This window comes from Flavobacterium sp. B114r (assembly GCF_056824125.1).
Window position 1 is genome coordinate 5,666,228 of sequence record NZ_CP124858.1, and the last position, 13,478, is coordinate 5,679,705.

Sequence of the window (13,478 nt, forward strand, 5' to 3'; positions counted from 1 at the left end):
ATTGTATCTATGGATTTTAATTATAAGAACTTTTTAACTCAGCCAATTTTTAAAATCCTGTACTTTTTCGCGGCTTACAATTACTTCATCTTCTTTATAAGTTGGTAAAATTACTTTAAGTCTGGAGTTCGTATACACCTGAATTTCTTTTATTGCCGTAAGCGGAACAATAAATTTTCGGTTTACACGAAAGAAATTTTTTTTATCTAATTCCTGTTCTAAAATTTCTAAAGTCGCATCGATCAGATAATTTCTATTATCGAAAGTATGAATATAAGTGCCTTTATTTTCACTAAAAAAACATTCGATTTCGTCTGTTGTAATTACTTTTAAATGTTGCCCAATTTTAACGGTAAATCGTTTCTTGTAAATCTTTTCGAAAGGATTTGACAACATTTGGCGAATTTGCTCGAAGTCAAGCTGAAGATTTTGATTTCCCGGATTTACTTTCGGAATTCGGGTTTTGAATTTAGTAACTGCAACTTCTAAATCATCTTCGTCAATAGGTTTTAAAAGATAATCGATACTATTAAGTTTAAAAGCTTTCAACGCATATTCATCGTATGCTGTTGTAAAGATAATAGCACTTTGAATATCTATCTTTTCGAAAATTTCAAACGACAAGCCATCTGATAACTGAATATCCAGAAAAATCAGATCCGGATGCTGATTATTAGCAAACCAATGAATTGATTCTTCTACAGAATGCAGCATGGTTGCTACAGAAATATCTAACTTTTCGAGTTTTCGCTGCAATAATCTTGCTGCCGGTTTTTCGTCTTCTATTATTAATGTGGTCATTTAATACGATGCAAAAATTGAAAATTTTAATTTAAAGTTACTCCCATTTATTCTTATTCTGAGCTTCTTTCTCCATATATTTATGGATTTTCTTTTGCTCCCAATCTTTACTAAAAAAGACATCAGGACCAAATACGCTGAAGGCATGAATTAATAAAGCAATTCCCCAATAAAATGCTGTAGAATAGATTTCCCAATTTCTCAAACCTCTTATTTCAAAATGATTTCCTACATAACCTCTACTCAAGCTTGAAATAATGATAAAGGCATTCACTATGATATAAACCTTCAAGTGCGAATAAAAACCTTTAATCCTTTTCACTTTTCTATATGCATTATTATAATTTTCGTCTGTACTAAATTCATGTCTGTAATCATCGTACATGCGTCGTCTAAATCGTCCCATTTTTTATAATGTATAAATTATTGCCATTTATTTTTATTCAATTTTTCTTTCTCCATGAATTCTTTGATTTTTCTTTCTTCCCAATCTTTTCCCAGAACCGGGAATACTTCAGAAACCTTCAATCCATGAAAAACAACTCCAAATCCCCACCACATCAGGGGCCAGTAAAACCATAAGTGTTCTGGCGAAGTATATAAATTGATAAAAATCAAAACTACATTTACAGCGATAAATGCCGTCAGGTTTCCATAAAATCCCTTGATACTCTCCACTTTCTTTTTAGCCAGGTAGTATTTATCCTCTTCATTATAATTTACATCCATGATTACTCCCATTTTTGTTTTTTTATTTTTTTCTCTAAAATACTTTTCAACTTACGTTCTTCCCATTCTTCTCCAAAAATCCTGAACGATACAAATATGTCAATCGCAGAAACTAAGAAAAAAACGGTCCAGACTATCATTACAAACAGATTAATATGTTTTAAAGGAAAGAAATTAAAGGGAACTCCAAAATACTCCTTCAAAATAAAAAAAATCACTCCTACGATATAGACAAACATGTGCGAATAAAAAGCTTTCAGTTTAACTACTTTTTTGCTTGCCATTTTTTGAAGTTCAAAATCTTCCTGCTCCTTATAAAAATTAGTTTCCATAATTATTCCCAGGTTTGCTTGTTATTCTCTTTTTCTAAAATTTCCCTGATTTTTCGTTCTTCCCATTCTTTATTAAAAAATGGCGAATATTTAAAAGCTTTTAATCCATGCAATACAATAGCCATTCCCCATCCCAACAAACACCATATAAAATAAAGAAAACCAGGCGAAGTCATAAGATTTACCACTATTACAATAGGATTACAAAGAAGATAAACAGTCAAATGCTGATAAAATTTCTTGATTTCTTCTACTTTTTTTTGTGCCTGAAAATAACGTTCCGCTTCCGTATAATTTGTTTCCATAACTATTTCCAGGTTTGTTTGTTATTTTCTTTCTGTAAAATCTCTCTGATTTTTCGTTCTTCCCAATCTGAGCTGTAACCAAAAACTTTAAAGGCATGCATTACTACTCCAAATCCCCAGCCTAAAGCCGAAAACCAAAACCACTGAAAGCCCGGTGAAAACCTTAAATTTATAAATACCAAAAACGGAATCACACAAACATATGAGATAACATTTCCGTAAAAACCTTTTAGTTCTTCTACCCTTTTTTTAGCTCTGAAATAAGCTTTATTTTCATCTGTATTATATTCTGCATTTGTTTCCATAACTGCAACTTGTTTCGTTAGAATTGGAATCTTAACCGTAAAGTTTTTATCATTTTGCTCTATCAGTACTTTTCTATTGGTTATAATTCCGTATCGATTTACAATATTCTGCAAGCCAACTCCCTGCCTGTCCTGCAAAACTTCTTTTTTCTGAAAATCATTTTGTATCGCCAAATAATCCCCCTCAATAAAAATTCTGATATGCAACGGTTTTTGTTCACTTACAACATTATGTTTTACCGTATTCTCTAATAAAAGCTGCAATGATAACGGAACCACTTTTGCATCCGGATTTATATTTGTTGTTGGCAATTCGTAAAACAAACTATTTTCGAAACGCATTTTTAACAAATTCATATACGTTTTCGCGAATGACAATTCATCTTCAACCGAAACCAGTTCTTTGTCTTTTTGCTCTAAAACGTAACGATAAATTTTAGACAATGAAGTGGTGAAACGTTGCGCATTTTCCGGATTTTCTTCGATTAAGGAGCTTAAAACATTTAAACTGTTAAAAAGAAAATGCGGATCAATCTGATTTTTTAAACTTTCGAATTTAGCATTAGCCGTTCCTGCAATTATTTTTTGTTGTGTTATTTCAAATTTCGAAGCCCTTTTCCATTGTACCATAAAACTTCTGGCCTGCATGAAAGTCGAAACTCCTAAAGCCAGCATGATATAAAACAGGTGTATCCAGATCATTCTTTCGCTAAAGAATTTATCTAAAGGCAGATTCTGAAGATAAACAAAAATGTAATAATTGATTCCTAATACTACCGGGACCGTGTACAAAACAGTAACCAGAATACCGTAATAGACCCTTAAATTGGTTTGTTGCAGCCAATCCCATTTTTTATCCAGCAGTACATTAATATACCCATTGCCAAAACCTACCAGAAAAGAATACAAACAGCTTATAAAAAAGGTAATAAGAACGTTTTGAATGTTTAAGTCTTTTCCTAAACAAGCAGAAAATATTATTGTAAAGATCACAGAAATTTTGAAGGATACCATTGTTCCACTTTTCAAATCTGCATATGTACTTCTATGATCTTTCATTATAATCCGCTTATATTAATTTTATTTTTTACAGTTTTTTTGAGTTTCCAAAGCTCTGTCTAATCCCCATTTTGGAGAAAAAGGCGTTTCTGGCTTAAAAGTAGCAAAAAGTTCAACAGCTTTATCAACTTGCACACAAAGTGGCTTTGTATCAACCCCTGTCCATTTTGCGCCACCCAACTGATAATCAGCCTCACCAAAAACGATTCTCGGATTATTTGGGTCTATTGCTTTTCCTTTTGCATAAGCTTCCATTACTTTAGCCGAATATTTCATTCCGTTTGTCATTGGGTCTGTGACCACCCAAGCCGTATATATCAAAGCCTGCATCGCATATAACTCGGCATTATTTTGATCTTTTATCAATTCAACATCCAATGCGTCTTGCGCTTTAGTCAATAACAAATCAATCTTTGTTTTATCTTTTTCAGTAAAAGCCGATGTAGTATTAATAAGTGCTACATAATAATTTGGCAAATAACTTGTTTTTTCTGCCGCTGCAATTCTTTCAAACATTGCCGAAGCTTCTGTGTTTTTCCCTTCTTTCCAAAGCCCAAAAGCTTTTCCCATTCCTTGTTCAAATTGTGTTTGTGCAGAACTTATTACTACTACAAGCAGTGTAGCCAAAGTGATGATTTTTTTCATTTTTTAAGTAATTTTAATGGTTATTTTTAAGTGGTTAGTTATTATTTACAATATAATTTCAATTTTCGAATCTTTGTTGACAACAAATTTGGCATCTTTATAAGCAGGAGGCCCCATAAATCCTTTGGCATTGTTTGAAGCGGCATAATCTTCAGAAGGTATCCCCATCATATTTTTATCAAGTTTTCCGTTATTGTTTTCATCGTGATACGTCGAAATTGCATATTCTCCGGCAGGAATACCTTCAAATGTTACGATAACTTCGTTGTTTTTAATTTTCGAAGCCACACTTTTATAAATAGTTTTAAGAAATGTTTCATCTGAATTGTACAATCCTACCTTCACCATTCCGGTATTATTTTTTAAGCCTGAAACCGAAACAGTAAGATTTACATTTTGAGCAGACATTAAACTACAGATAAATAATGTGATTATTGTAATAATTTTGGTCATGAGTTCTTTTTTTTTAAGTTATTAAGGTTCTGAGTTGATAAGTCTTTAAGTTTTTTTGATGATTAAAACTCTGATTGTAATTTTGAGTCTCTAAATTTTTAAGGTGCTAATTATCTAAGTTTTTTTCTTAGTGTCTTAGCAACTTAGCCCCTTTATTATTTATACTTCAAAAGTACTTTGGTTTTTATTGTTATAAAATTAATTGATACTGAGTTGTTGATTTTTGCGACTGAATTGTTTTTTTAAAGGTTCTGAGGTTCTGAGTTGCTAAGGTTCTAAGTTTTTCACTTAACAACTCAGCAATAAAAACTCTGCAACTAAGAACCTTAGCAACTTAGCAACTATAAATTCTTCAATTGATTCTCATTCTTATTATCACTGATCGTCCAGAAGAAACCTACGAAGAAAAATCTGTCTGCGGTTGGTACAACAGCTTGTCTTTGGTAAACTCCGCTTGGATCAGGTAATTTTGCATAATCATACCCAAAAACGTTTTGAGCTCCTAATACATTCGAAACAGAAAAATAAAGAATCTTTTGAGTTGTTAATAAATATGCCCAGTTAAAACTCAAACTATTGTAAGACTTCGTTTTTCCGTTCATGAATTGTGTCTGGTTCGGATCATTATACGGGCGACCAGAACTAAAACTATTTGTGAAGCCTATTTGTGATTTCCAATCCGTGATGAAATATTTTGTTACAATCGACAAACTGTGATTGGCAATAAAGTTAGGAGTTGCCATGGTTGGAAAATTCTTGTATTGTCTTTCGGAATCGATATAAGAATAAGAAATCCAATATTCTAAGTTTTTATACAAATTGCTGTCTCTCCAGAACAAGTCCAATCCTTTTGCATAACCTGAACCATTATTATTGAAAACTGAATTGTACTGAATATCCTTTGTATCATATTGAACCAGATTGCTGTAATCCTTATAATAAGCTTCGGCCCTAAAAGTCTGACCTGGTTTTGTAAACTGATAATTCAGGATATAATGCCTTGCTTTTTCACTTTCGAACTGGTGATATTTAGAATATTTAATATAATCAACCACGGGAGTTTGAGAAAAATCTCCGTAAGCAAACGAAAACTGGCTGCTTTTAGAAACCTTGTAAGCCATCGAAGCCCTAGGTGCAATATTAGTTTCATCCAGTAAACTATTATTCGAAAGGCGGAAACCAACTTTTAATGCCAGCTTTTTCGAGAACAAAATATCTCCTTCTGTATAAAAAGCAGCAATATTAGAGTCGTAACCGTTTGAAGCTTTTATTGAAATATTATCATTAAAATTTTCATTGTATTTCGTGATAAAATAATCAGCCCCAAAAGACAATTTAAAATAGTTCGAGATGTTTTTTCTTAATTTCAATTTAAGCTGAGCAGCATTTTCGTTACTATCAACATCATTGATATCATATTTTATTTTGTTATTGCTATAACCGTAACTCACTCCCGATGTAATTTGCCAGCCGGTTCCAAAATCGCCTTTATAAGAACCATTAAAATAAAAGTTATTATTATTTAAATCCGTCCTGATTGGATTTACAAAATTTACATTTTTCTGATTCAAATCGAATTTTTCAGCATCAAAAGCAGCATACAATTTAAAAATTCCTCGTTCAAAATGATAGCGGTACACAGCTTCTCCTCCCAAAGATTGGTAAGGATTATTCCAATCTACATTTTGAGGAATCACCGCCTGATAAGGCGCCAAATTTACATAACTGGTATTGATACTAAATGAACTTTTTTTCCATTTTTGCGTGTTTCCAATTCCTAAACCAACAGTCATTAAAGAAATATCGGTTTTATTCTGGTCTGGTTCATCCTGCGTATTCAACAATAAAACACTTGACAAAGCTTCGCCATATTCAGCAGAATAACCTCCGGTTGAGAACGCAATTCCGCTAAACAAAAAAGGCGAAAATCTGCTTCGGGTTGGCAAATTATTTGTTGTTGCACCATAAGGCTGCGCTACACGAAGTCCGTCTACAAAAGTTTGCGTTTCGCTGGCTTCTCCCCCACGAACAAACAAACGTCCGTCTTCACCTACTGTTTGTGTTCCCGGTAAAGTTTGCAAAGCGGCAATAATATTTCCGGCAGATCCGGCAGTCGTAACAATATCTAAAGGTTTTAATACCGAAACCCTCGCTTTATCTCCGGATTCTAATGTTCCGGCAGTAATTACAACAGCATCAAGTGCATTGACGTTCTCTCTTAATTTTACAGTTTGATCTTTGTAATTCGTAACATCAATTTCTTTTTTGAATGTATCATAAAGTAAAAAGCTTATCACTAAAACCTGGTTTCCTGTTGCCGTTGTTTCAAAAGAAAAATCACCTGTTTCAGAACTTGTCGCTCCGTCATAAGTCCCATCAATATAAACATTTGCACCAGGAACAGGTTTCCCTTTTTGATCTGTTACTTTACCGGAAATCGTGTTTTGGGCAAAAATAAGAGAAGTAAATAATAATAAGATTAAAGTAAAATTGGTTTTCATTTCATTGGTTTTATGAGGCAAATATATTTTAACAGTTTTAGTTAAAAAATATTAAATAACCCAATTGTAGAATTTTGAGGATGAGTTGTAAAATACTTATTTGTATATTAGCTTTTGAGTTTTAAAAACGATCGATTATGTCAGAAAGTAAAAGAATTTCGAATCTATATCAATCCATTTATAATGGAAATCCATGGCTGGAAGTTAACTTGACAAATACATTAGAAAATGTAACTGCAGAGCAGGCTTACAGAAAAATAAACCCTAATCTTAATACCATTTGGGAAATTGTAAACCATCTCATTCAATGGAGAAGAAACATTTTAAGGCGCGTTGAAGGAGAAGTAGTTACAGCACCTGATCATAATTATTTTGTTCCTGTATTAGATCCTTCAGAAGCAGCATGGGAACAATCTCTTCAAAATTTGGCAAAATCACAAGAATCATGGAATACCTTTTTTGAAGATTTTGATGATGCCGATTTAGAAAAAATATATGTAAATAATGAGCATACATATTATGAGCACATTCACGGAATTATTCAGCATGATGTCTATCATCTGGGACAGATTGTTATTTTGAAGAAGTTGCTTTAAGACAAAAGACCGAAAAAAATATAATGCACTTATGAATACTGAAAAAGAAAAAATGATTGCGGGAGAATATTATCTTGCCGGCGATCCCGTTTTAGTTAAGGAACGCCGAAAAGCTAAAAATCTTCTCCACCGTTTAAACGTAACGGAATATCGTTTGACAAAAAAAGCAAAAGAAATTCTAACTGAATTAATCCCTAATACGGGAAAGAGTTTTTATATAGAACCCCCATTTCATTGTGATTACGGTTATAATATTTTTTGCGGTGACAACGTTTATTTTAATGTAAATTGTGTTGTTCTGGATTGTGCTCCTGTAAATATTGGATCGAATGTATTTTTTGCTCCCAATGTTCAAATTTACACAGCAACTCATCCACTTGACGCCGAATTAAGAAAAACACTCGAGAATGCATTACCCATTTCGATTGGAGACGATTGCTGGATTGGCGGGAATTCTGTTATTTGCCCTGGAGTAACTATCGGAAAAGGATGTGTGATTGGCGCAGGATCTGTTGTTACCAAAGACATTCCGGACAATTCATTAGCAGTTGGAAATCCGGCAAAAGTCATTAGAAAATTAAATCAAGAACCCCAATAAATTAAAAATGCTTACCTTAAATAAAGTTCACCATATTGCCATTCTGTGTTCTGATTATCAAAAATCTAAAACTTTCTATACAGAAGTTCTGGGTTTAACGATTATTAGGGAAATCTATCGCGAAGAACGTCAATCCTACAAACTCGATTTAGCCTTGAATGGTTCTTATATAGTAGAGTTATTTTCTTTCCCTAATCCGCCACAACGTCCGTCAAGACCTGAAGCTGTTGGTTTACGTCATTTGGCTTTTGAAGTAATTAATCTTGAAGAAACAATTGCTTTTTTAAACACAAAAAAAATCGAGTCAGAACCTATCCGAATTGATGAAACGACTGAAAAGCGATTTACTTTTATCGCTGATCCTGATTTGTTGCCTATTGAGTTTTATGAGCGATAAATTTTTGGCACGAAGGCACTAAGACACAAAGTTTAATTTTCAAATTAATGATTAAAACCAAATGTTTTCATTTCGACCGGAAGGAGACTGTAACGCTACAAAGATTGGCGATTTATACATGAGCAGAATGGCACACGGATGACACGGATTCGCAAGCGAAAACGCTGATAATCGCGGATTTTTATTTTTTTTCAATCTGTTTTTTTGCGACTTAGTACCTTTGTGGCGTCTTTTCTTGTTGAAAGAATTATCTCTCATAACAACTTTTAACACAATATATTGAGTGTTTTTCATTAAAAACCGAATTTGATTATCTAATTTTGTAATCCGCATGAAAATATTGCGATTTCAAAATCCACATCTGATGAACAAAACGGCGAAAATCAAAAAAAATCATCAATTTATTGTCCTTCAAAAATTAGTTATTGTTTCTGTTCTAATTGGCTTTTTATCCGCCTTTTTAGGAATCTCACTCAAAAAAATCACGGAATATTACGAAGAAATCTTCTTTCATGAAGTCACGGTAAATCCTGTTTTTTATATTGTTTTCCCGGTTTTCGGCTTATCTGTTATTTATTTCCTGAGACAATATTTATTTAAGAAAAAAGAAAACAAAGGCATTAAAGAAGTTTTTGAAAGCACAAAATCAACTTCAAAAAACTTACCTTCTTATAAAATTCCATCACACTTCATCAACGGATTATTGACTGTTGCTTTTGGAGGCTCAACCGGAATCGAAGTTTCTACCGTTGTTGCTACCGCCACAATTGGATCTGTTGCCCAACAAAAAGAAAACGTATTTCGTAAATATAAAACCGAATTAATTTGTGCCGGAGTCGCAGCCGGAGTTACAGCTTTATTCAGCAGCCCAATTGCAGGAATTTTATTTGCCCTTGAAGTTATTTCCCGAAAAGTAACACGTGCTTTTATCATATCGAATATTATTGCTGTTTCAGTTGCTTTTGGATTACTTTCTATTTTAAAAGAAGAACCTTTGTTTGCCGTTTCAATCACGACCTGGCATTTAAAAGCGATTCCGTATTTTATTCTTTTAGGAATTTTAGCCGGAATGAATTCCGTTTACTTGACACGTTGTGTATTGTTTTTTAAATCTCAATTTGGAAAAATCGATACACATTATTATAAAATCCTTATTGGCTCTGTTGTTTTAAGTATTTCCTTATTTATATTCCCACAATTATATGGTGAAGGATATCACGCTATTAAAGGCATTTTTAGTAATTCAGCTGAAATTCCGTTAACGTTAACTTTGGCGTTTACTTTTGTTGGCGTTTTATTACTAAAACCAATTGTAACTTCTATAACATTAGCTTCAGGAGGCGACGGTGGTGTTTTTGCACCAAGTCTTTTTATTGGAGCCTTTCTGGGATTATTACTGGCATCTGTTTTAAATACCTTTTTTCACGTACATGTAATTCCGGTTAACTTTATGATTATCGGAATGGCTGCTGTCTTAAGTGCGAGTATTCATGCTCCTTTTACAGCAATATTTTTAGTATGCGGATTAACAAATGATTATACTTTATTTTTACCGATTTTGGTGGTTTGCCTAATTTCAAAATATACAGCAAAACTCATTTATCCTTATACAGTCTATTCTTATTCTCCAAGTTTAATAAAATAAAAAATGCCAGTTCAAAAAATAAAAAGAGGTTATCGCAAAACCCGTTACATTCTTTACAAAGAAACTTTAGTTAATTATAAAGAACATTTTTGGTCATTTTTAGGATCATTTGTCGGCATCGGAATTTTGGCTTATTTTGAATCTATACATTTTGCAGGCCCGGACGTTGTTTATTTAATTGGTTCTTTTGGGGCTTCGAGTGTTTTAATTTATGGTATTATTCAAAGTCCGTTCTCGCAACCCCGAAATTTAATTGGCGGTCATTTAATTTCAGCATTTATAGGTGTTACAGTAAATAAATTAGTTCCGGATATTGTCTGGATTGCGGCTCCTTTGGCAGTTTCTCTTTCGATTATTTTTATGCAAATTACCAAAACCCTGCATCCGCCCGGAGGTGCGACAGCTCTTATTGCTGTTACAGCTTCAAAGCAAATAAAAGATCTGGGGTATATGTACGTGATTTCACCCGTTTTGGTTGGTGTTCTGATTTTATTTGTAACGGCTTTAATTTTTAATAATATGACTTCCAGCAGAACTTATCCGAGTCATAGTACGTATCACAAACATTATCACAAGATTAGAAAAAGACTGGTTGGGAGGTAAATTTTAAACCAAATACAGGTGTCATCCTGAGGACTAATTTCTTTCAAAAAAGAAATATAAATGACGGATTCTTTGGGTGTCATCCTGAGCGGAGTCGAAGGGCGCAACAATTGGAACGTAGGCTTCGACTCCGCTCAGCCTGACAATCGGAATGTGCTCAACCTGACAACTAAAAAATCTTTTCAACAAATCGTAATTCACAATTCGTATTTCGTTTTTAATATTTTACCTTTGACCTTTCAATAAAAACAAAGATTATGGTTTATAAATTTAGAGTAATTCTAGACGCCGAAGAAGATATTTTTAGAGACATTGCAATTCTTGAAGATGATACTCTTGAAGATTTACACAATGCTATCTTCAACGCTTTTGGTTTTGACGGAATGGAAGTAGCTTCGTTTTATACCTGCGATGAAACTTGGAATCAGGAAGATGAAATTGCACTTTTTGATACTGGCGATGTTCCCGGTGAACAAAGAACCATGAGCGATTATAAATTATCTGATCTCTTAGACGAGGAAAACACCAAGATTATCTACGTATACGACTTCATTAATATGTGGACATTCTTAGTTGAATTGGCTGCTATCGAAGATCAGATTGCAGGAGTTCCTTATCCTGAAACATTATTCTCTCACGGAGAAATGCCTGATGAAGCCATAGAAAAAAGTTTTGAAGCCGATATGCATGACGATATCTACGGCGAATTCGAAGATGACTTAGACGAAGATGATCTTGATATGTTCGAAGGCGATGATAGCTTTGAAGATTTTGGGTTGGAAGAGAATTGGAATTAGTTTTTTGAGGTTCCAAGGTTCAGAGTTGCTAAGGCTCTAAGTTTTTTATATTGAAGCTTTTTTCTTATATTTATTTTTAATACATAAAAATAAATATAAATGAGCAATTTTAGAACTCTTCTTATTTGGCAAAAGTCAATGGCCTTAATTACCAAAATCTACCTTATAACAAACAAATTTCCAAAAGAAGAAATCTTCGGATTGACTTCCCAAATCAAACGTTGCTCTATTTCAATTCCTAGCAATATTGCTGAAGGATCAGGACGAGAAAGCAATAAAGATTTTTTACGCTTTTTAAATATTTCAATAGGTTCTTTATTTGAAATGCAAACTCAATTAGAAATTGCTAAAAATATAACCTATCTTAACGAAGAAGAATTTAATAATTTATATGAGGACAGTCGCGAAGTAGAAAGAATGTTGGTTTCGTTTATTAAGAAATTAAAAGATAGAAACTAAAAAACTCAGAACCTTAGCAACTTAGAGACTCAGCAACTCAAAATATGAGGACAGTCGCGAAGCAAAGAGAATATTAGTTTCCGTTTATTTAATTAAAATACAGAAACTAAAAACTTAGAACCTTAGCAACTTAGAACCTCAGCACCTTTAAATATGATCAACTTATTCAACACCCACATCGAGACGCTTGCGATACACCGCGTAGGAAACAAAAGCAGAAACGAAGCGATTTTTTTATCGGAACAACCATTTAATTTAAATGATGAAATTGTGCCTTTGATAAAAGAGTACTTCTTTAAGCCTTTTAGAGAGAAAGAAGAAAACTATTATCAGTTTGCTCATGAAGTCGATTTGGATTACAACGACATGTTTAAATATGCTTCGGAGATTTTTGACAATCCGAATAATTTGCAGGAGGTTTCAAAAAGAATCACTACACATTTATTCGAGCAGTCAAATCACCCGCACATTAAAAACGGAGAGGTTTATGTAACGTATTTAACGAACCTTAGTATTGACAATAATGTAGTTGATGCTATCGGGATTTTTAAAAGTGAATTACAAGCAGACTTTTTACAATTTGAAGAAAAAAATAGTAACCTTGAAATGATCCTGCAACAAGGAATCAACCTAAGCAAATTAGATAAAGGTTGTTTGATTTTTAATTATAAAAAAGACGAAGGATACAAAATTCTAACTGTTGATAGTAACCGTTATGACGCGCGTTATTGGTTAGAGCATTTTTTATCTGTTGATGCTTTTGAAGATGAAAACTTTATCACCAAAAAATACTTGAAATTCTGTCAAAACTTTGCAAAAGATGTTGTTTTGCCGGCAGAAGACAAAAAAGAAGAGGTTATGTTTATGAACAGATCTGTGAATTATTTCGCAAAAAATGATCAGTTTGAAGAACAAAACTTCCTGAATGAAGTATTAGACAATCCAGACTTGATTCCTGAATTCAAAAATTATAAAGTTGATAAAGGAGAAAAATACAGCATCGAAGATGTAACCTCATTCCCTATCGCCAACGCAGCAGTTTCTGACGCTAGAAAATCGATTAAAAACGTTATTAACCTGGATACGCACATTCAGATTAAAATGGATTTCATCAACCCTGAAAGTGCAGAAAAATTTGTTGAAAAAGGCTGGGATGAAGAAAAACAAATGTATTACTATTTAGTTTACTTCAATAAAGAAGAAAAAAGCTAGTAGTTATTCATTTTCTATTACTTACTTAAGACAAAAAACGG

General features: G+C 33.0%; 17 protein-coding genes. 8 read left to right on the forward strand and 9 right to left on the reverse strand.

All coding sequences use genetic code 11. From position 1 onward, the window contains the following. Positions 1-33: 33 nt before the first annotated feature. The 9 genes from QLQ94_RS23545 to QLQ94_RS23585 form a co-directional block, all read right to left on the reverse strand. On the reverse strand, positions 34-801 hold the full coding sequence (locus QLQ94_RS23545; RefSeq protein ID WP_271334331.1) for a LytR/AlgR family response regulator transcription factor: 768 nt from the start codon (positions 799-801) through the stop codon (positions 34-36). A 37-nt stretch (positions 802-838) separates the two neighbouring features. Beyond that, positions 839-1,207: a 2TM domain-containing protein gene (locus QLQ94_RS23550; RefSeq protein ID WP_482498703.1), complete on the reverse strand. Its 369-nt coding sequence runs from the start codon at positions 1,205-1,207 to the stop codon at positions 839-841. 17 nt (positions 1,208-1,224) lie between these two features. Then, entirely contained in the window at positions 1,225-1,542 is a 318-nt protein-coding gene (locus QLQ94_RS23555; RefSeq protein ID WP_271334333.1) for a 2TM domain-containing protein, read from the reverse strand. After that, positions 1,533-1,862 carry a 2TM domain-containing protein gene (locus QLQ94_RS23560; RefSeq protein WP_271334334.1) on the reverse strand — a complete coding sequence of 110 codons (330 nt, stop codon included), beginning with the start codon at positions 1,860-1,862 and terminating at the stop codon, positions 1,533-1,535. The genes QLQ94_RS23555 and QLQ94_RS23560 overlap by 10 nt, the downstream gene beginning before the upstream one ends. A 2-nt stretch (positions 1,863-1,864) precedes the next feature. Further along, positions 1,865-2,167, reverse strand: a complete 303-nt coding sequence (locus QLQ94_RS23565) for a 2TM domain-containing protein (protein WP_271334335.1) — start codon at positions 2,165-2,167, stop codon at positions 1,865-1,867. A gap of 2 nt (positions 2,168-2,169) precedes the next feature. Continuing rightward, a complete protein-coding gene (locus QLQ94_RS23570) occupies positions 2,170-3,531 on the reverse strand; it encodes a histidine kinase (RefSeq protein ID WP_271334336.1) in 1,362 nt (453 codons plus the stop codon). A gap of 21 nt (positions 3,532-3,552) precedes the next feature. Next, the gene (locus QLQ94_RS23575) at positions 3,553-4,176 is read right to left on the reverse strand and encodes a hypothetical protein (protein ID WP_482498705.1); all 624 of its coding nucleotides are present in this window, start codon (positions 4,174-4,176) and stop codon (positions 3,553-3,555) included. A gap of 45 nt (positions 4,177-4,221) precedes the next feature. After that, positions 4,222-4,629 (reverse strand): DUF2141 domain-containing protein, encoded by a 408-nt coding sequence (locus QLQ94_RS23580; RefSeq protein WP_271334338.1) that lies wholly within the window; start codon positions 4,627-4,629, stop codon positions 4,222-4,224. A 341-nt stretch (positions 4,630-4,970) separates the two neighbouring features. Beyond that, positions 4,971-7,130, reverse strand: a complete 2,160-nt coding sequence (locus tag QLQ94_RS23585; protein ID WP_271334339.1) for a TonB-dependent receptor — start codon at positions 7,128-7,130, stop codon at positions 4,971-4,973. Between the two features lie 137 nt (positions 7,131-7,267). Here QLQ94_RS23585 and QLQ94_RS23590 point away from each other — a divergent pair, with 137 nt between their 5' ends. The 8 genes from QLQ94_RS23590 (at position 7,268) to QLQ94_RS23625 (ending at position 13,437) form a co-directional block, all read left to right on the forward strand. Then, entirely contained in the window at positions 7,268-7,726 is a 459-nt protein-coding gene (locus tag QLQ94_RS23590) for a DinB family protein (RefSeq protein WP_271334340.1), read from the forward strand. 31 nt (positions 7,727-7,757) lie between these two features. Beyond that, the gene (locus tag QLQ94_RS23595) at positions 7,758-8,324 is read left to right on the forward strand and encodes a sugar O-acetyltransferase (protein WP_271334341.1); all 567 of its coding nucleotides are present in this window, start codon (positions 7,758-7,760) and stop codon (positions 8,322-8,324) included. A gap of 7 nt (positions 8,325-8,331) precedes the next feature. Beyond that, a complete protein-coding gene (gene gloA2, locus QLQ94_RS23600) occupies positions 8,332-8,721 on the forward strand; it encodes an SMU1112c/YaeR family gloxylase I-like metalloprotein (RefSeq protein ID WP_271334342.1) in 390 nt (129 codons plus the stop codon). A gap of 331 nt (positions 8,722-9,052) precedes the next feature. Then, positions 9,053-10,366 (forward strand): chloride channel protein, encoded by a 1,314-nt coding sequence (locus QLQ94_RS23605; RefSeq protein ID WP_271334343.1) that lies wholly within the window; start codon positions 9,053-9,055, stop codon positions 10,364-10,366. A gap of 3 nt (positions 10,367-10,369) precedes the next feature. After that, entirely contained in the window at positions 10,370-10,969 is a 600-nt protein-coding gene (locus QLQ94_RS23610; RefSeq protein WP_271334344.1) for an HPP family protein, read from the forward strand. Between the two features lie 257 nt (positions 10,970-11,226). Beyond that, positions 11,227-11,766, forward strand: a complete 540-nt coding sequence (locus QLQ94_RS23615) for an IS1096 element passenger TnpR family protein (protein WP_271334345.1) — start codon at positions 11,227-11,229, stop codon at positions 11,764-11,766. Between the two features lie 99 nt (positions 11,767-11,865). Continuing rightward, positions 11,866-12,225, forward strand: a complete 360-nt coding sequence (locus tag QLQ94_RS23620; RefSeq protein ID WP_271334346.1) for a four helix bundle protein — start codon at positions 11,866-11,868, stop codon at positions 12,223-12,225. A gap of 153 nt (positions 12,226-12,378) precedes the next feature. After that, positions 12,379-13,437 (forward strand): nucleoid-associated protein, encoded by a 1,059-nt coding sequence (locus QLQ94_RS23625; protein ID WP_072963648.1) that lies wholly within the window; start codon positions 12,379-12,381, stop codon positions 13,435-13,437. Positions 13,438-13,478: the final 41 nt, after the last annotated feature.